The sequence below is a fragment of the Mesorhizobium sp. L-8-10 genome, assembly GCF_016756635.1.
GTDB lineage: Bacteria > Pseudomonadota > Alphaproteobacteria > Rhizobiales > Rhizobiaceae.
Window position 1 is genome coordinate 1,756,713 of sequence record NZ_AP023263.1, and the last position, 17,550, is coordinate 1,774,262.

Annotated in this window: 21 protein-coding genes; 13 read left to right on the plus strand and 8 right to left on the minus strand. The window is 65.6% G+C overall.

Annotated elements, in window-relative coordinates:
* The first annotated feature begins 11 nt into the window (after positions 1-11).
* From JN280_RS08105 to JN280_RS08115, 3 genes are read left to right on the plus strand one after another with little or no spacing between them, the layout of a single operon-like run.
* Entirely contained in the window at positions 12-1,049 is a 1,038-nt protein-coding gene (locus tag JN280_RS08105; protein ID WP_244743096.1) for a branched-chain amino acid ABC transporter permease, read from the plus strand.
* Positions 1,046-1,768 (plus strand): ABC transporter ATP-binding protein, encoded by a 723-nt coding sequence (locus JN280_RS08110; protein WP_202311343.1) that lies wholly within the window; start codon positions 1,046-1,048, stop codon positions 1,766-1,768. The genes JN280_RS08105 and JN280_RS08110 overlap by 4 nt, the downstream gene beginning before the upstream one ends.
* A complete protein-coding gene (locus JN280_RS08115; protein WP_202311345.1) occupies positions 1,765-2,478 on the plus strand; it encodes an ABC transporter ATP-binding protein in 714 nt (237 codons plus the stop codon). Before JN280_RS08110 ends, JN280_RS08115 begins: the two co-directional genes overlap by 4 nt.
* Positions 2,479-2,625: 147 nt before the next feature.
* Here the strand turns inward: JN280_RS08115 and JN280_RS08120 are convergent, their stop codons facing one another.
* Positions 2,626-3,108 carry an SRPBCC domain-containing protein gene (locus JN280_RS08120; protein WP_202311347.1) on the minus strand — a complete coding sequence of 161 codons (483 nt, stop codon included), beginning with the start codon at positions 3,106-3,108 and terminating at the stop codon, positions 2,626-2,628.
* A gap of 50 nt (positions 3,109-3,158) precedes the next feature.
* Here JN280_RS08120 and JN280_RS08125 point away from each other — a divergent pair, with 50 nt between their 5' ends.
* Positions 3,159-3,482, plus strand: a complete 324-nt coding sequence (locus JN280_RS08125) for an ArsR/SmtB family transcription factor (protein ID WP_202311349.1) — start codon at positions 3,159-3,161, stop codon at positions 3,480-3,482.
* 41 nt (positions 3,483-3,523) lie between these two features.
* Here the strand turns inward: JN280_RS08125 and JN280_RS08130 are convergent, their stop codons facing one another.
* Together JN280_RS08130 and JN280_RS08135 are read right to left on the minus strand one after the other, a co-directional pair.
* A complete protein-coding gene (locus JN280_RS08130) occupies positions 3,524-4,369 on the minus strand; it encodes an isocitrate lyase/PEP mutase family protein (RefSeq protein WP_342216197.1) in 846 nt (281 codons plus the stop codon).
* Positions 4,332-5,411: a saccharopine dehydrogenase family protein gene (locus JN280_RS08135; RefSeq protein WP_202311354.1), complete on the minus strand. Its 1,080-nt coding sequence runs from the start codon at positions 5,409-5,411 to the stop codon at positions 4,332-4,334. Before JN280_RS08135 ends, JN280_RS08130 begins: the two co-directional genes overlap by 38 nt.
* 101 nt (positions 5,412-5,512) lie before the next feature.
* Here JN280_RS08135 and JN280_RS08140 point away from each other — a divergent pair, with 101 nt between their 5' ends.
* Positions 5,513-6,154 (plus strand): TetR/AcrR family transcriptional regulator, encoded by a 642-nt coding sequence (locus tag JN280_RS08140; protein WP_202311356.1) that lies wholly within the window; start codon positions 5,513-5,515, stop codon positions 6,152-6,154.
* Positions 6,155-6,345: 191 nt separating this feature from the next.
* Here the strand turns inward: JN280_RS08140 and JN280_RS08145 are convergent, their stop codons facing one another.
* Positions 6,346-7,152, minus strand: a complete 807-nt coding sequence (locus JN280_RS08145; RefSeq protein WP_202311358.1) for an MBL fold metallo-hydrolase — start codon at positions 7,150-7,152, stop codon at positions 6,346-6,348.
* 194 nt (positions 7,153-7,346) lie between these two features.
* Between JN280_RS08145 and JN280_RS08150 the strand changes: the two genes are divergently transcribed.
* The 5 genes from JN280_RS08150 (at position 7,347) to JN280_RS08170 (ending at position 10,121) form a co-directional block, all read left to right on the plus strand.
* Positions 7,347-8,096, plus strand: coding sequence for a YebC/PmpR family DNA-binding transcriptional regulator (locus JN280_RS08150; protein ID WP_202311359.1), 750 nt, complete (start codon positions 7,347-7,349; stop codon positions 8,094-8,096).
* Between the two features lie 36 nt (positions 8,097-8,132).
* Entirely contained in the window at positions 8,133-8,423 is a 291-nt protein-coding gene (locus JN280_RS08155; protein WP_202311360.1) for a SelT/SelW/SelH family protein, read from the plus strand.
* A 68-nt stretch (positions 8,424-8,491) separates the two neighbouring features.
* Positions 8,492-9,094 carry a hypothetical protein gene (locus JN280_RS08160; RefSeq protein WP_202311361.1) on the plus strand — a complete coding sequence of 201 codons (603 nt, stop codon included), beginning with the start codon at positions 8,492-8,494 and terminating at the stop codon, positions 9,092-9,094.
* A gap of 221 nt (positions 9,095-9,315) precedes the next feature.
* Positions 9,316-9,648 carry an ArsR/SmtB family transcription factor gene (locus tag JN280_RS08165; protein ID WP_202311362.1) on the plus strand — a complete coding sequence of 111 codons (333 nt, stop codon included), beginning with the start codon at positions 9,316-9,318 and terminating at the stop codon, positions 9,646-9,648.
* Positions 9,645-10,121: an SRPBCC domain-containing protein gene (locus tag JN280_RS08170; RefSeq protein WP_244743099.1), complete on the plus strand. Its 477-nt coding sequence runs from the start codon at positions 9,645-9,647 to the stop codon at positions 10,119-10,121. The genes JN280_RS08165 and JN280_RS08170 overlap by 4 nt, the downstream gene beginning before the upstream one ends.
* A 38-nt stretch (positions 10,122-10,159) precedes the next feature.
* Here the strand turns inward: JN280_RS08170 and JN280_RS08175 are convergent, their stop codons facing one another.
* Positions 10,160-11,749 carry a gamma-glutamyltransferase family protein gene (locus JN280_RS08175; protein ID WP_244743101.1) on the minus strand — a complete coding sequence of 530 codons (1,590 nt, stop codon included), beginning with the start codon at positions 11,747-11,749 and terminating at the stop codon, positions 10,160-10,162.
* A 107-nt stretch (positions 11,750-11,856) separates the two neighbouring features.
* Between JN280_RS08175 and JN280_RS08180 the strand changes: the two genes are divergently transcribed.
* Positions 11,857-12,285: a GlcG/HbpS family heme-binding protein gene (locus JN280_RS08180; RefSeq protein ID WP_202311363.1), complete on the plus strand. Its 429-nt coding sequence runs from the start codon at positions 11,857-11,859 to the stop codon at positions 12,283-12,285.
* Between the two features lie 94 nt (positions 12,286-12,379).
* Here JN280_RS08180 and JN280_RS08185 read toward each other — a convergent pair whose 3' ends face one another.
* The 3 genes from JN280_RS08185 to JN280_RS08195 all read right to left on the minus strand — a co-directional run bounded on the left by JN280_RS08185 (position 12,380) and on the right by JN280_RS08195 (position 14,060).
* Positions 12,380-12,787, minus strand: coding sequence for a hypothetical protein (locus JN280_RS08185; RefSeq protein ID WP_202311364.1), 408 nt, complete (start codon positions 12,785-12,787; stop codon positions 12,380-12,382).
* A gap of 147 nt (positions 12,788-12,934) precedes the next feature.
* A complete protein-coding gene (rpmF, locus tag JN280_RS08190; protein WP_202311366.1) occupies positions 12,935-13,117 on the minus strand; it encodes a 50S ribosomal protein L32 in 183 nt (60 codons plus the stop codon).
* Positions 13,118-13,301: 184 nt separating this feature from the next.
* Entirely contained in the window at positions 13,302-14,060 is a 759-nt protein-coding gene (locus tag JN280_RS08195) for a biosynthetic peptidoglycan transglycosylase (RefSeq protein ID WP_202314622.1), read from the minus strand.
* Between the two features lie 98 nt (positions 14,061-14,158).
* On the opposite strand from JN280_RS08195, the gene JN280_RS08200 reads away from it, so the two are divergent.
* Together JN280_RS08200 and JN280_RS08205 are read left to right on the plus strand one after the other, a co-directional pair.
* Complete coding sequence (locus JN280_RS08200; RefSeq protein WP_202311368.1) at positions 14,159-15,076, plus strand: polyprenyl synthetase family protein; 918 nt, start codon at positions 14,159-14,161, stop codon at positions 15,074-15,076.
* Positions 15,077-15,196: 120 nt separating this feature from the next.
* Complete coding sequence (locus tag JN280_RS08205; protein ID WP_202311370.1) at positions 15,197-17,536, plus strand: response regulator; 2,340 nt, start codon at positions 15,197-15,199, stop codon at positions 17,534-17,536.
* Positions 17,537-17,550: the final 14 nt, after the last annotated feature.

Below are 17,550 nucleotides of genomic sequence, written 5' to 3' on the forward strand. Positions count from 1 at the left end.
GGAGGGATGCTGTGACAGATCACACCATGTCCTTCGCGCCGGCTGCCGCCTCCGCCCGCAACTGGACGCTCACAGGAGCGGTTGCCGCCGCAATCGCCCTGTTCCTCTATTTCCTGCCGGAGATGATGAGCGGCTATTGGCTGCGCACCATGATCTCGGTGACGGCGCTGGTGCTCGCCAGCCTGAGCGTAAGCCTGCTCTACGCCCAGCTCGGCATGATTTCGCTCGCCCAATATGCATTGCTCGGCGTCGGCGGCTGGTTCGCTCTGCGCATCGCCCACGGTACCGGCCTGCCTTTTGAACTCGCTCTGCTGGGCGGGGGACTGGCGGCGGCCCTCATCGGCCTTGTGACCGGCCTGCCGGCGCTGCGCATGCGCGGCCTCTATCTTGCGATCGTCACGCTGATGACAGCCGGCGCGCTGCAGGTGCTGATCAGCGCTTTCGGATTCCCCGACGGCGGCCCCGGGATCCTGGGCAAGAGCATGGGTACGGCACGCCAGATGATGGAGCGTCCCCTGCTCGCCGGCACGGACGAGGCCTATTTCCGCTACGCGGTCGTGGTGGTCGCAATATGCTATCTGATCGTGTGGCTGCACATTCGCGGCAGACCCGGCCGGGCCTGGGCGATGATACGGCGTGGCGAAATCTGCGCGCTGGCGGGCGGTGTGAACATCGTCGCCTACAAGGTCTGGGCCTTCACGCTGGCGGGTTTCCTGGCCGGAATCTCCGGCGGCCTCCTGGCGGGCGGCGTCGGCCAGCTCGACGCCACGGCCTTCCCGGCCAGCCAGTCGATCATGCTCTTCGCCATCTCGGTGATCGGTGGGGCCTATAGCTGGATCGGGCCGATCATCGCCGGCCTGCTCCTGCGCGCCTTCCCGGCCCTGCTCAACGACTTCAGGGTCGACGGCAACATAGCCACCATTATCTTCGGCATCGGCCTGCTTCATGCTCTGATCACCGCACCGAACGGAATCGCCGGCCAGCTCGGCGACTTCGCAAAGTTGGTGGCGGCAAAAGTTCAGACCCTGTCCGGGAGGGCGCGGACATGATCGAGATCGAAGGTCTCACCGTCCGGTTCGGCGGGGTCAAGAGCCTGAGCGAGCTGAGCGCCGTCCTGCCGGAACGCATCACCGGGCTCGTCGGACCGAACGGCGCCGGTAAGACCACGCTGCTCAACGTGTTGTCCGGCTTCGTGCGGCCGGCCGCCGGCACGGTTCGCGTCGCCGGGCAGGACGTGCTGAAACTGCAGGTCCATCGCCGGGCAGGCTTCGGTATCCGCCGCACCTTCCAGAACGAGCAGGTGGTGGAGAACCTCAGCGTCGCCGACAATATCATGGCCGTGCTCGACAATGTGCCGATCGGCGGCGTGCCGGCCACGCAATTGGTCTGCAAGGTGCTCGACTATGTCGGTCTCGCCCAGAAGGCGGCCGCCCTCGGGCATGAGCTCAACGCGTATGACCGCCGCATGGTGGAAATCGCACGTAGCGTGTCGGGTACCCCGAAGCTGGTGATGATGGACGAACCGGGAGCAGGGCTCAGCCAGGACGAGGCCGCGCATCTCAGGGACGTGATCCTCGGCATACCCGATTTCTGCGGCGCGCAGGTGCTGCTCGTCGATCACGACGTGGATCTGATCTCAGCGACCTGCCAGGCGACGCTGGTCCTCGATTTCGGATCGAAGCTGGCCTATGGACCGACAGCCGAGGTGCTCAAGGACCCCAAGGTCCAGGCCGCCTATCTCGGCGTCTTCGAGGAGGACGCGGCGTGAGCACGGGTTTGGAGATAAAAGGGCTCGCCGTCTCGCGCGGCGGCAAGCAGGTGCTGCACGGGGTCGACCTCACCATCGAGCCGGGCAAGGTGACGACGCTGCTTGGAGCAAACGGCGCCGGTAAGAGCAGCCTCGTGCTCGCCGTAGCCGGCGCGCTCGGCGCGACTTCAGGCAGCATCGAGGCCGACGACCGGTCGCTCACCGGTCTTCGTCCGGAGGCTGTGCGCAGCCTCGGCGTTGCGGCCGTGCCCGAAGGCCATCAGGTACTGACCGAACTCAGTGTCGAGGACAATCTGAAGGCGGCCGGCAGCCATCTGTCGCGGACCGAGCTCGCGGCGGCGATCGAGACGGCGCTCGACACGTTTCCGGAGTTGCGGGCACGATTGTCGCAGCGCGCGGGCGACATCTCGGGCGGACAGCAGCAGATGGTGGCGCTGGCCCAGGCGATCGTCTGCCGGCCGCGCTACATCCTCGCCGACGAGCTGTCGTTCGGGCTGGCGCCGGTGATCGTGGCGCGCCTGGTGCCTGTTATCACCAGGCTCGCCGAGCAGGGCGTGGGCGTGCTTTTGATCGAGCAGTTCACCCATATCGCGCTGAAGCTCGCCCATTTCGCCTATGTCATGGAGCGCGGGCGCATCCGTTTCGCCGGCGATCCGGAGCAGCTCCGCCGCGACCCGTCCATCCTGCACTCGGCCTATCTCGCGGGTTGAGTGCGTGTTCTGCCAGAGGTCGACGAGGTCGCCCGTTGGAGCGCTCGACTGCGCCGCCCGCGCCACGTGACGCGAAAACGGGCGGCCCGGAGCGGTCACGTCCGCGATTGAGGCCGGTGGATGCGCCGGCATCCACGCCTGCTGGTTTCAGATATTGGTTTCGCGGGCGGGCTCGCCGTGCATCTCGCTGCGGTAGAAGCCGTCGCGGAGATTGATGCCGTATTCGAGGAAGGCCTTCATCGAGCACAGCATTTGTGTCCAGCCTTCGCAGTTGAGATAGGACTTCCTCAGCCCGTTCTCACCCTCGTGCCAGCCCGCTTCGGAGATGGTGACCAGCGTGCCGCCGTCGTCGAGTTGCTCGAAATTCATCTCGATCCGCGTCTTGTAGCCAGGCTCGCCTTCGGGGACGCTCGCATCCCAGCGCAGCACGATGCGCCTGTCCTTGGACACCTCGTCGACCTCGACGGGGACCTCCCCCCACCATGTGACCGTGGTGCCTTCGACAATCGGGGCGCTCGCCCCGCCGATCGTGGTGAAATAGCCGCTGAGCTTCTTTGGGTTTACCACTGCGTCGAACACTTCCGCGGCGGGCTTGGAAATCCGGCCCGAAATCCTGAAACCGAGGGACATGACACGCCTCCTTGCTTGCGTCTGATGACAATATGTTATAAAAATATAACATGTCAATCGAATCGAAAGACGATCATGTTTTCAAAGCTTTGGCGCATCCGCGGCGGCGTCAGATGCTCGATCGGCTGAAGGAGGCGCCCCAGACGACGGGCGCCTTGTGCGACTCCTTCCCCGACATGGACCGCTGCACTGTGATGCAGCATCTGAAGGTCTTGGAAGAGGCGGATCTCGTAATCGCCCAGCGTCAGGGGCGGGAGCGCTGGAACCACCTGAACGCGCTTCCGATCAAGCAGATCCACGATCGCTGGATCAGCGGATACGAGACGCACGCCGTCAGCTTCCTCGAACGGTTGAAGGCCGATCTGGAAGGCTGAGCCGGGCAGTCACTCGATGCAGTGGCAAACACTACCAGTTGCTAGGCAAGCGGTTGACCTGGGAGGGTTTTGGTCTCTTCAAAAGCTGCTTTCGCAGCATTCTCCAGAGCGCGCATGGCGAGAAGGTATGGACCTGGTCCGTGGCTGATCCGGGCCACGCCCAACTCGGCCAGCCTTGCGGCGGGCGGCGTGCGCTCGCCTGCCATGATGTTCACCGGGAGCGCTGAACCTTCGACCAGACGGCCGATGAGCCTCTCGTCGACCAAGCCGGGAACGAACAGACAGTCAGCACCCGCGTCGGCATAGAACCGACCACGTTGGAGGGCCGCCTCAACCATGCCCTCGTCGTGTTGGTCCGGCCCGGCCTGGAAGAAGACGTCCGTGCGGGCGTTGATGAATGCCGGGATCCCGGCTGCGTCGGCCGCGGCTTTGGCGGCCTTGAGCCGGGCCGCTTGCTCGTAGGCCTCGCGGAGCGATCCGCTTCCCGGGAAGCTGTCCTCGATATTGCAGCCGACGGCACCGGCCCGCAATGCGCGCAGAACCGTCTCCCCGACCGCTATGGGGTCGGCTCCATAACCACTTTCCAAATCGATCGTGACGGGAAGATCGGTCACCCCGACGATCCGTTGCAGGTTGGCAAGACAAAGGTCGAGGAGCATCTGCTCCCCGTCCGTGAAGCCGTGTGCGGCCGCGACGGACCAACTCCCCGTGGCGAGCGCCCGGGCACCGCTGGCGGCCACGGCCTTGGCGCTGCCCGCGTCCCAGACATTGAACAAGACAAGCGGGTGGCCCGGAATGTGAAGCGACCTGAGGATCCGGGCCTGGATGGACTGGTTCGACATGTCTACCTCACGGCCTGGAAAGGGGAGATGTGGTCCGGTGCTCATCGTCCGAGAGTACGAATGACAAATGTTCGAGCGGCAAGGCGTCGAGGAAGTCGCGGGCATCGAAAACGGCGCCGGGGGCCTGGGCCCCGCTGCCTCGGGCCCTGCCGTCAAGGATGCGCTGAACGGCTTCGCATATGAGCGGCGCCGAGAAGGCGTAGATGTCCCGCCCCTGCGCGGCGATCCGACGGCTGTGCACGCCGTTTCGCACGATCGCCTCGACCAGGAAGACCTGAGCGGATCGGCCTTCGTCATCCGCGGGTTCCGGCGGCGGCGTTGTGGTGTCCCTGATGTCACGAAGAGCGGTGCGATTGAGATAGGTGTGGAGCTCGGATGACCGGGTGTGTCGGGCAATCACGACGATCTCCGAGAATGGGAGCTCTACGACCGCTTGCCGTGCGAACGGCTCCGGGAAATCCCAGTCCATCTCGGCGGCGGGCAGGGGCATAGGTGAAAGCTGCCCGTTGGCGACGATCATGCGCCGGGCGGTGTTCTTCTCGCCCGTCACTCGCGTGCCTTGGGTTGGATGCCAACGGTCGAGCGCGATGCCGACCATGATCTCGTCGGCGAAATCCCAATCGCCCATGGCTGTCGTCACGAGCAGGTCGGCAAAGCCGCCATAAAAGCCCATTGCCGGAATGACGAGCACGCCGGCATTGCGCGCCGCCTTGTCGAATGTCTCGAAGGTCGCCCGTGCGCTCGGCTGCTCGGCCGTGACATCGAGATAATGGATTCCCATGCGAATCGCCGCGGAAGCCACGGCATCGGCCGTGTCGAGAAAGGGTCCGGCGCAGTTGATGACGGCCGCCGCGCCCCTGAAGGCGCGATCGAGTGAGTCCGGGTCCTCCGCCGAAGCACCCCGCACCTCGATGCCGCGTTCCTCGAATCCGAATTCCGCCAGCTTCGCCACGCTGCGCGCGACGGCGATCGGGGTAATGCCCCGGCGCAGCAGTTCCGCGACGACGAAACGCCCCGTATGGCCGGCCGCGCCGAAGACCGCGACGGCCTGATGCTGGTTCGAGGCTACCGGCAGGCGAACAGTCATCGATTTCCTCCGCGATACAGACCTGTTTGTTTTATCGATACATACAAGTCTGTAGCGCGTCAAGCGCGCCTGTGCTAGATTGCCGACATTGGAGGTACGTGATGTCGACAAGAGCGGTCAGCCCGGGCAGCAAGGATGGTGTCGACGTGCGGGAGAGAATTCTCGAAACCGCTTCATCGCTCTTCTACCAGCGGGGCGTGCGCGCCGTGGGGGTTGACCTCGTGGTCGAGGAGGCAGGCGTCGCCAAGACCAGCCTCTACCGGCATTTCGGCACCAAGGACGATCTCGTCGCCGCCTTCCTCGCGCGCGAGGATGAGGACTTCTGGGGCACTTGGGATCGTGTGGCGCAAATACACAAGGATGACGCACGGGCGGAACTCGACGCGCAGCTGGAGTGGATCGGCGAGCGGGTCGGGCGACCGAACTATCGCGGTTGCCCGCAGATCAACGTTGCCGCAGAGTTTCCGGAGGCCGATCACCCCGCGCGCAAGGTCGCGGCGGCCCACAAACGCGAAATGAGGAGTCGGTTGAAGGGAATCGCCGAGCGGCTGGGCACCGACCGCCCCGACGAACTTGCGGGCCAGCTCGCACTGCTTGTCAATGGCGCATTCGTCAGTTCGCAGATGCTTGAAGCGGGCGAAGCCGTTCCGCTCTTGCTGCAAACTGCAAGCGTGCTGATTGCCGCCGGGCTGAAGGAGGCCGCAATTCCTCTCCCGGAGACTGTCCCGCTCCCTGGCGCCTGAGAACAAGGTCAACGAAGAGCGGAGCGCGCCTGAACGCCGAGATCCGGAGGCGGCGCTGCTGCTATCGCGTGGAAGAGGGCGTGCAGCGAATGAGCAACGGGGCGTTGACGCGATCCATGCCCGCATGGGCACTCCGGCGCCCGACGTCGCGGCACCTGTGCGACTAAGCACCGCCTCTACAGAGCACGGGCCTACACGCCATCGAGGACGATGATGGTGGGACGGTCCGGCAGGGTCGTCAGCGACAAAGAGAACGACCGGCTCTCGCGGAAATCGATGGCGAAGCCTTCGCCCATGCCGAGGGTGAACTCCTCGAGCGGCGTCGAATGCCGGTGCATCGGCAGCACGACCGACGAATAGAGGCGGCGGGTAATCTCGCGCATGTTCGCCAGCGACTGCGTCATGCCGCCGTCGACCGGCACCATCACCACGTCGAGGCGGCCGATCGCCGCGTAATGCGCATCCTCCAGATCGTGATGCAGATGTCCGAGATGGCCGATGCAGAGCCCGGCCACCTCGAAGATGAAGATCGAGTTGCCGTCCTTCTCCATCTGGTCGAAGCGGCGGATGTCGGTCGGCACGTTGCGGATATAGACATCGTCCACGACCAGCCGATGCTTGGCCGGCCCGCCATCGGGATTCCAGCCGCGCAGCACATATTCGATGCCGGGATCGACAAAGTCGGTGTAGTGGGTGCGGTGCGCCTTGTTCATCGTGACGACGCGCGGCAAGGGATCACTACCGTAGACGCCGCTGAAGTCGGTGGCGATGCGCACGCCGGCCGGCGTCTCGATGATGTAGGTCGAATGGCCGGCATAGGTGAAGCGGACCTCACCACGACTAGTGGCGCCGGTGGGCGCGAAGCCGATATAGGTCGCTGCAGGCAGAGCGTTCGCCATGGCGACGCAGCTGCTCGGCACCGGATCTTCCTGGGCGAATGCATGAGGCATGCCGAAAAGCAGAGCGACAAGGGCGGCGACGGCGGTGAGCATGCGCATCGATCTGGTCCTCCGGGCGGTTTCCCCTCGCCGCGGCGCGGCTTCCGACACTATGGCAAGGACCGGCCGCCCGCGCCTCACGTTTTCGCGAGGCCGGCGTGGCGGATTTTGGCGTCCGCGACTGGACGTTTCATGGCAAAATAACTATAAGGCGCGGCATTCCAAAAGATCGAGACGACAAGAACAGGGGCTCCATGGCCGGCCATTCACAATTCAAGAACATCATGCACCGCAAAGGCCGCCAGGATGCGGCCAAGTCGAAGATGTTCTCTAAGCTCGCGCGCGAAATCACTGTTGCCGCCAAGACGGGCACGCCCGACCCGGCGATGAACCCGCGCCTGAGGCTGGCGGTACAGAACGCCAAGGCGCAGTCCATGCCAAAGGACAATATCCAGCGCGCCATCAACAAGGCCGCGGGCGGCGAGGGCGATAACTATGACGAGGTGCGTTACGAGGGCTACGGTCCAGGTGGTGTTGCCCTCATCGTCGAGGCGCTGACCGACAACCGCAACCGCAGCGCTTCGAATGTCCGCGCCGCCTTCACCAAGGCCGGCGGGGCGTTGGGCGAGACCGGGTCGGTTTCGTTCATGTGGAACCGCGTCGGCGAGATCTACTATCCGGCGACCGCGGGCGACGCCGACAAGGTCATGGAGGCCGCGATCGAGGCGGGCGCCGACGACGTACAGTCCGACGTGGACGGCCACACCATCCTCTGCGCCTTCGAGAATGTCGGAGAGGTGTCGAAGGCGCTGGAAACCGCGCTCGGCGAAGCCGAAAGCGTCAAGGTGATCTGGCAGCCCCAGAACACGGTGCCGGTCGACGAGGAGCGCGCCCAGTCGCTGATGAAGCTGGTCGCGACGCTCGAGGACGACGACGACGTCCAGAACGTCTACGCGAATTTCGAAGTCGACGAAGCCACGTTGGCCAAGCTCAGCGCCGCATGAGCAAGCTCGGCGTGGCATGAGCGAGTTCGGCGCGGCATGAGCGAGCGGCCGGAAGTCCGCATCACCTACTGCACGCAGTGCCAGTGGCTCTTGCGTGCGGCCTGGATGGCGCAGGAGCTCCTGTCGACCTTCGGCGCCGACCTCGGCGCCGTCACCTTGGTGCCGGGAACCGGCGGCGTGTTCAGCGTTACCTGCAACGACGTGCTGATCTGGGAACGCAAGCGCGACGGCGGCTTTCCCGACGCGGCGAAGCTGAAGCAACTCGTCCGTGACGTCGTCGATCCGGGCCGCGACCTCGGTCACTCCGACCGCAAGAAGGCCGAATGATCTTTCGGTGCTAGCCGTCCGGGCAATCGGGCGCTAGGCTTGCATGATCCTCAACCAGGCCGATTGCCATGCGCCGGTTCCTGCTATCTGCAATCCTTGCCGCCTGTTGCTGCTTTGGGGCGGAGGCGGGTGAGATCACGAGCACCTATACCGACCTCGATACGGGACGAGACTGCACGACCTTCGCCATGAACGCGGAGGAAGGCCAGTTCGCCAACATGGTCTGCAACGGCTACCGCGGCTATCCCGTGATCATCTATTCGGCCGATCTGCGCGAATCCGTCTTCTACGGCTTTCCGCCCGCAGGCGATCTTGCTCCGACTTGGGAGAGCTTCGCTGCCTTCAATTCAACCGGGCCGAAGGTCGAGTGGCGCATCGAGGAGAATGGCGACCTGCGCATTCCCTTCGCCACCATCCATCGATGGTCGGTCAGCAATCCGGAAGATCCCGACAGGCAGGTGGAAGTGCTCGTCGTTGCCAAGGTCGGCCAGATCGCGGAGCGGGACGGCTGCGTGGTCGGTCTCGTGATGGCGACAGGCAATACGAAAGCCAACGAGACGGCCCGCAGGATCGCGGACGAGCAGGCGCGCGGATTCGCCTGCGGCGCCGACGAACGGGTGCTGGTCGGCGGCGAACTGTCGGTGCCGGAGTTCCAGCGTCAGGAAAACTGATCGGAACCACCGTCGGCTCGCGAGGGCGGCAACCTGCGGGTGGGTATGCGCCCGATCGAAAACAACCAAGTCCTGCTCAGCGAGTTCATGGAACGAAGCCCCGGCGGGCGTCGAGGCTTCGACCCGTCAACCATCGCCGGCATCATCTGCGCAACCGACTCTTTCCAGTTGACCATAACTAACTTGTTATATAACAAGGATGCTATTGTTAAGGAGACGGAATGGTAGATCTCGACGCAGCGTTTTCAGCGCTGGGCGACCCCACACGCCGGGCGATCCTCGCCCGGCTGGCCTTGGGCGAAGCCACGGTGATGGAACTCGCCCAGCCTTTCGCGATGTCGCAACCGGCCATCTCCCGGCACATCAAGGTCCTGGAAAGCGCCGGGCTGATCAGCCGGCGCGTCGAGGGAACCAGACGGCCGTGCCGGCTCTCACCGGTCGCCATTGCCGAGATCGATCAGTGGCTCGGTATGATGCGCAAGGCGCTGGCCGCGAATTACGACCGCCTGGATGCGCTCCTGGCGACCATGGAAAAAGGCGAAGGAAAGGAATGACGATGTCGAGACTGCAGCTTCGAACCGAAGGCGACACCCATGTCGTGGTGACCAGGCACTTCGCGGCGTCCCCCGAGGCGGTCTATCGCGCCCACGTCGAGCCCGAGCTGATCCAGAAGTGGCTTCTCGGTCCCGACGGATGGACGATGCCGGTCTGCATCAGCGAGCCGCGGCCGGCCGGCAGGATCCGTTACGAATGGACGGACGGCAAGGGCGGCGGGTTCCATCTGACCGGCGAATATCTGGAGCTGGTTCCGTTCAGCCGCATTGTCCATGTCGAGCGCATGCATCTGCCCGACCCGACGCCGGACAACCATGTCGAAAGCATCTTCGAGGCCACGGACAGCGGGACGCTGCTGACCCTGCGCATGACCTTGCCGGACGCCGAAACGCGCACGGCCATGCTGGCGACGGGAATGGAAGACGGCATGGAGGCGAGCTACGCCAGGCTGGAATCGTCGCTTCAAGGCTGACGAGTCAGGCTATCCGGCCGGATGTCCAGCCGGGACGCCTACCAGCCCAGGGCCAGCCCGTCCTTGCGCGGGTCGGAACCGGCGATCAGGAAGCCGTTCTTCTCGTCGATCACGATCACCTGGCCGCCGCCATGCGGCTTGGCCGCGTCGCGCACGGCATGCCCCTTCGCCGCCAGTGCGGTGCGGGTGTCGGCGGGGATCCCGGCTTCCGCCTCGAGCGCGTGATCGTCGCCCCAGAACAGGCGGGCATGATCGAGCGCCTCCTGCGGGTCCATGCCGTGATCGGCGAGGTTGGAGAAGACATGGGCATGGCCCATCGGCTGATAGGCGCCGCCCATCACGCCGAACGAGACCACGGGCCGCCCGTCCTTCATCGCCATGGCCGGGATGATCGTGTGCATCGGCTGCTTGCCGGGGCGGAGTTCGTTCGGATGGCCTTCCTCGAGCGAAAAGCAGGCGCCGCGGTTCTGGAGCGCGATTGCCGATTTCGGTGTCACGATCTTCGAGCCGAAACCGTCATAGACGGAGTTGATGAAGGAGACGGCGCGTCGCTCGCGGTCGACCACGGTGAGATAGACCGTGTCGGAAGCCGGCGCTTTCGGGGGTGCGATGTCGGGGTTCCGGCGCGCGGGGTCTATCTTGCGGACCAGCGCCTCCGTGTAGGCTTCGCCGAGAAGCACTTCAGGCTTGACCCGCATCGCCGCGGGATCCGCCACCATGTGGTCGCGCACGGAATAGGCCAGGCGGGCGGCCTCGATCTCGAGGTGATAGCGTTCGGCGCTGTCGGGCGCGAGCCTGCCGGTGCCGAGCCTTCGCATCAGGTTGAGCAGGATCAGCGCGGTGATGCCCTGTCCGTTCGGCGGGATCTCCAATATGTCGTGGCCGGCATAGCGGGTAGAGATCGGCTCCACCCAGTCGGCGCCGACGGCGGCGAGATCGGCCTCGCTGAGAGTGCCGCCCTTGGCTTGAACGGTCGCGGCCATCTCGGCGCCGATCTCGCCTTCGTAGAAACCCTTGGCGCCGTGCCTCGCGATCTGCCTCAATGTCGCGCCGAGCGCCGGCACGGCGTGGCGGACCCCGATCCCGGGCGCCTTGCCGTCGATGAGGAAATGCCGCGCCGCGCCTTCGTCGGCGGCCAGTTCCTGGGCAAGTTTGGCCCAGTCGGCGGCCACCCGTGCGTGCACGGCGTAGCCTTCCTCGGCATAGCGGATCGCATCGGCAAAAAGCCTTTCGAAGGGGAGCGTGCCGAAACGAGCATGGAGCGTCTCCCAGGCCTTCACCGCGCCGGGAACGGTCACCGCGTGCGGACCGATCTCCGGTATGGCCCGCAGGCCCATGGCGCGCAGCCGCGCGGGATCGGCCGCGGCAGGCGCCCGGCCCGACCCGTTGAGGCCGTGCACACCGCCTCCGGGTTCGGCCAGAATGACGAAGCAGTCGCCGCCGATGCCGGTCATGTGCGGCTCCACCACGACCAGCGTCGCCGATGCGGCGAGTGCTGCATCGACCGCGTTGCCGCCTTCCCTCAGCACGGCGAGCGCCGAGGCGGTCGCCAGCGGGTGCGATGTGGCGGCCATGCCGTTCTCGGCGATAACAGGCGAGCGGCCCGGCCGGTCGAATCGTCTCGTCATGAACTTCCCTTCCCTCTGCTCGGCAAAACAGCTTCCATCAGGAAGACAGTACCGACATCCTTGTCGCTGGCCTAAACAGGACGGTTGACGCGACAAGAGGAGAAACCATGCCACGCCTGACGCTTGCAAGCTCGAACTCTATCATCGCCACAGCCTTCGCCAAGGCGAGGGAACTCGACCTGAAGCCGCTCGGTGTCGCCGTGCTCGACGCCGGCGGCCATCTCGTGGCTTTCCAGCGCCAGGACGGCGCTTCGTTCCTGAGGCCCGAAATCGCTTCCGGCAAGGCCTTCGGCGCACTCGCCACGGGCATGGGATCGCGGGCTCTCGGCAAGACGGCGGTCGAGCGGCCGCATTTCATGGTCGGCCTGTCCGGCGTCGCTGACGGCCGCATCGTGCCGGTGCCCGGCGGCGTGCTGATCCGCGCCGACGGCGAGATCATCGGCGCGGTCGGCATATCGGGCGACACGTCGGACAATGACGAAACCTGCGCCGTCGCCGGCATCGAAGCTGCGGGCTTCCAGGCCGACGCGGGCTGATCGGGCGACCCGGACGCGGGGTCTCGAGAAGCCTGGCGTTCGAACAGGCAAGGGCAACGCCGGTTCTCCGGCGTGCCTCTGCTTCCGGAGCCTGTCAATTGCCCAGGTTGACGTCTCGTGCTGCTGAACGCAGCGAGACGGAGAAGCCGGCCAGCACGTCTATCGCGGCAATCACCATGAGGGTGAAGAACACCGAATGGGCGGCGCCGCGCACCAGCAGGAACTCGACCAGATAGGCGACGAAGACGAAGGTCGACAGGAGATGGTCGACGATCGACGCGTTCGACGTGCGCGTGGACTTCACGATCTCGACGAAGAGCAGCAACAGCGCCACGACCACGAGCGCGTCGCCGAGCGTCATCGACCAGACGCCGCCCGACATCATCCGCATCGAGAAGATCTCGTACGCCCATGGATCGGGCCCGGTCTCGCCAGACAACCCTGTCAGGCCGAGATTGTAGAGGATGAAGGGGATAATCAGCAGCGGAACGGCGCCGAGCATGTCTAGCTCCGGTTTTGAATGGGTCCGACGGGCGGCCCTTCTCGGCGAAGGCCGACGGCGATGCAAGGGCGGCCGAAAGAACCCTGAAATGAAAAAGACCGGCGAAGGGCCGGTCTTCCCATAATTAGCCATGCGGCCCGAAAGGCGTCAGCCTTCCTTGGGCTCCAGCACCTGACGACCGCGATACATGCCGGTCTTCAGGTCGATGTGGTGCGGACGGCGCAGCTCGCCGGAGTTCTTGTCCTCGACATAGGACGGGGCCTTGAGCGCGTCGGCGGAACGGCGCATGCCACGCTTGGACGGCGAGGTCTTTCTTTTAGGTACTGCCATGGAATTGCTCCACTACGATCGGTCAAAGCCCCGGTGTTCCCTCGCGAAAGGGCCGCACTGACGGGCCATATTTCAGAAAGTGGCGTGCCTATACACGGGCCGGGACGGTTTGACCAGCCCGCTGCGGATTTTTTTCCGGCATTGCGCCGAAAAGGGCGGGCGAGGGGGTGGCTGGGAGACCGGTCTAATCGACGCAGCCCACATAGTCGCCAGCGCGCGCGGCGCGGCGCTCGATCACGGAGGCCAGACGGCGCATGCCGGCCGAGGGTCTGGCCGGGTTGCGAATGGCCGGGTTCGGCAAGGTGACGGCGAGCAGTGCCGCCTGCCTGCGGTTCAGCTCCTTCGCCGGCTTGCCGAAATAATGTTGCGAGGCTGCCTCGACGCCGTAGATGTTAGGCCCCCATTCGGCGATGTTGAGATAGATTTCCATGATCCGATGCTTTGGCATCACGAGGTCGAAATAGACGGCCAGCGGCAGCTCGATCACTTTGCGCAGCAGCGAGCGGCCGTGCCACAGATAGAGGTTCTTGACCGTCTGCATGGGGATGGTCGAGGCGCCGCGGGTCGGCTCTCCGGCCATGGCGTCGTCGATGACGGCGTTGAGCTCGCCGAGGTCGATGCCGTAATGCGAACAGAACTGGCCGTCCTCCGACATCATCACCGAATGGACCATGACCGGTGCCACGTCCTCAAGCGGCACCCAGCGTCGGTCGTAGCCGCTGAAGGTGACGAGATCCTTCATCATCAGTGTCGAGATCGGATGGACGAAAGAGGGCAGATACAGGAAGGTCAGCGCAACCGGGATCATAGCGAGCACGACGCAGGCCATGATGCCGCGCCATATCCAGCGGCGCAGGGTCTTGCCCGGCTTGCGCCCCTTCCTGCCCGACATGGCCATCCCCTCGGTGTCCGGTTCTACGATCGGCTCGGTCAGCCCGTCCATTCCCCTGGAGCCCATGGATTCCGGAAGATCTCTCATCCCCCGGCATAAAGGGACGGGGCTTCTTGCGCAATGTCGGAGTGTCGGCTACCCCTCGCCGCATGACCGGGAGCGACGCTATACCTTTCGAAATCGTGCTGGAAAGCCGCGCGCGGGCGGTGGAGGCCGTGCTCGACGGCCTGCTTGACGAGCGATTGCTGGCCGGCGAGATCGCGCGTCCGCAACGGCTGCTGGCGGCGATGCGCCATGGCGTGCTCAACGGGGGCAAGCGCCTCAGGCCCTTCCTCGTGCTGGAGAGCGCTGCCATGCTGGGTGCCGCGGGCGATGCGGCCATGCGGGTGGCCGCCGCGCTGGAATGCGTTCACTGCTATTCCCTGATCCATGACGATCTGCCCGCCATGGACAACGACGACCTGCGCCGCGGCCAGCCGACGGTGCACAAAGCCTTCGACGAGGCGACGGCGATCCTGGCCGGCGACAGCCTGCTGACCTTCGCCTTCGATATCCTGGCCGACGAAGCGACCGCCCTGCCGCCGGCGCGGCGGCTCGAACTCGTCCTGGCGCTTGCCCGTGCAGCCGGCCTCGGCGGCATGGCCGGCGGCCAGGCGCTGGACCTCCAGGCCGAGCGCCAGGCACCCGACGAGGCTGGCATCATCACGCTTCAGGCAATGAAGACGGGCGCGCTGATACGCTTCGCCTGCGAAGCAGGCGCTATCGTTGCCGACGCGGCACCAGCCGACCGCGAGCGCCTCGCCGAATTCGGCTCGGCGATCGGCCTCGCCTTCCAGCTCGCCGACGATCTGCTCGATCTCACGGCCGACGCCGGCGCCATCGGCAAGGCGACCGGCAAGGACGCCGCGGCCGGCAAGGCGACGCTCGCCGGGCTCTACGGCATCGACTGGACCCGGCGACAGCTCAAGGGGCTGGTGGAGCAGGCCGAGGCGCTGCTCGATCCCTATGGCGATGCGGCTGCCCGCCTGCGTCAGGCGGCCACCTTCGTCGCGCGCCGGCGCAACTGAGCAGTGACATCCGAATCCGTTGCAGCGCTACCCTTCCCGGTAGAGGCCAGAACGTTTCTTTAATTCATATCGGTCGTAATCGGCTCCGCTCGCATGTATCGAGTTGAGCGGAGCGGAGCCTTGCCGAAGTCCTCGTCCTTCATCCGATCGATCCGGATCCGCTACATTTCCGGGCTGCTGGTCATAGCGCTCGCGGCAGGCGGCGTCATGTTCGCGCTGAACAGGATGGCCTCATACGAGCGGGAGATCGAGCAGCTCGGCGTCGGCATCGCGGCGCTTACCCGCGAGCTGCGCAATGCGAGCAGCTTCGCGGAGCAGACCTCGAATTCCTGGCGCCCCGAATCCCGCGGTGAGCTCGCCGGCGCTGCCCTCGGCCATGTCGAGCGGCTGAACGCGGCCATCGACGCCATCGGAGCAGACATCGCCGCGATCCGGCCGCGGCTGTCCGGCCCGGCGGCGGACGAGATGGATGCCGCCTCGATCAATGGCGACCTGTTCTGGTCGGCCCGCGATATGGTGCGCAATCTCGGCCTGCTGGCGGCGGCGGACAAATGGGACGAGTGGAGTGCTCGCGCCATCAAGAACCAGAACGACCTGTTCGCGCAACCCATGCTCACGCGAGCCCGTGTGGCTCTGGAGAACGAACGGCGTGCCGCCGGCGCCGAGGCCGCAAGGTTCCTGGTTACCGCCAGCGGCCTCGTGCTGCTCGTGCTTGGCGTCGTTGGGCTCTGGATCTTCCGGCCGATGGAAAAGGCGATCCGCCGGGCCATCGAGGAATCGGAAGCGCTTCTGCTCAAGGCCGAGGCCGCCGACCGCGCCAAGTCCGAATTCCTTGCGAATATGAGCCATGAGATCCGCACGCCGATGAATGGCGTGCTCGGCATGGCCGAGCTGCTCGCCAGGACCGAGCTCAACAGCCGCCAGAAGACCTTCACCGAGGTGATCGTCAAGTCGGGCAACGCGCTGCTCACCATCATCAACGATATCCTCGACTTCTCCAAGATCAATGCCGGCCAGATGACCCTCGATCCGGCGCCGTTCGGGCTCGCCGAGGCCGTGGAGGACGTCGCGACGCTGATCTGCGCCCGTGTCGCCGAGAAAGACCTCGAACTCATCGTGCGGGTCGATCCGCGCCTGCCCGAGACCCTGGTCGGCGATGTCGGACGCTTCCGGCAGATCGTCACCAACCTGCTCGGCAACGCCGTGAAGTTCACGGAGAAGGGCCACGTGCTGATCGACGTGACCGGCGAGCGACGAGAGGGCGCGGTACATCTTCACATACGCGTCGAGGATACGGGCATCGGCATCCCGCCCGACAAGCTGCAGTCGGTGTTCGAGAAATTCGCGCAGGTCGACGGCTCCTCGACCCGCCGCCACGAGGGCACCGGTCTCGGCCTGGCGATCGCCGCGCGACTGGTCGACATGATGGGCGGCCGCATCGGCGTCGAGAGCCAGGTCGGGCGCGGCTCGGCGTTCTGGTTCACCGTGCCGCTGCCCGTCCACGAAGCAGAGCCCGCATCCGCGCCGGTCCCCGTCGACGTCACCGGCGCGCGGGTGCTCGTCATCGACGACAATGCGGTCAACCGCGAGATCCTGCTGGAGCAGTTGAGGAACTGGGGCTTCGACTGCGCGGCAGCCGAAAGCGGCGCGGTCGGTCTCGCTTTCCTCGACCGGGCAGCGCAGCTCTGGGCGCGGGTCGACGCCGTGATCCTCGACTACCAGATGCCCGGCATGAACGGCGCCGATGTCGCCAGGGCGATCGCCGGGGATGCGCGCATCGCGAAGATACCCGTCATCCTGCTGACCTCCGTCGACCAGGTCGATTTCGGCCGGCTGGTGCTCGATTACGGCATCGCCGCCCATCTCACCAAGCCGGCCCGATCGGCGGTGCTGCTCGGAACGGTGATCGCCGTCATCCAGAAAGCGCGCTCGGGGGCCGGCCGCGCTGCCTTCGTCCGCCAGCCGGCGGAGCTCGCCCCGAAGCCGGCCTTCACCAAGCTCCGCACGTCGGTCGCGCCGCCTGCCGCCATCAACGACATGCGTGAGGCGGCGGCCGTGGCGGCGCAGCGGATCGACATTTTGATCGCCGAGGACAATGAGGTGAACCAGCTCGTCTTCGGCCAGATCCTCAACGGGCTCGGCCTGTCCTACCGCATCGCCGGCAATGGCCGCACGGCGGTCGAGCTGCATCGCACGCTGAAGCCGAAGCTGATCCTGATGGATGTCTCGATGCCCGAGATGAACGGCTACGAGGCTGCTCGCGCCATCCGCACGGTCGAAGCGTCGAGCGGCGCGCATACCCCGATCATCGGCGTCACCGCCCATGCGCTCAAGGGCGATCGGGAGAAGTGCATCGAGGCCGGCATGGACGACTATCTGCCGAAACCGGTCTCGCCGGACCGTCTCGGCGCCAAGATCGGCACCTGGCTCAGCGAACAGGCGCTGGCGAAGAGTGCGTGACGTCCCCGTCCCGG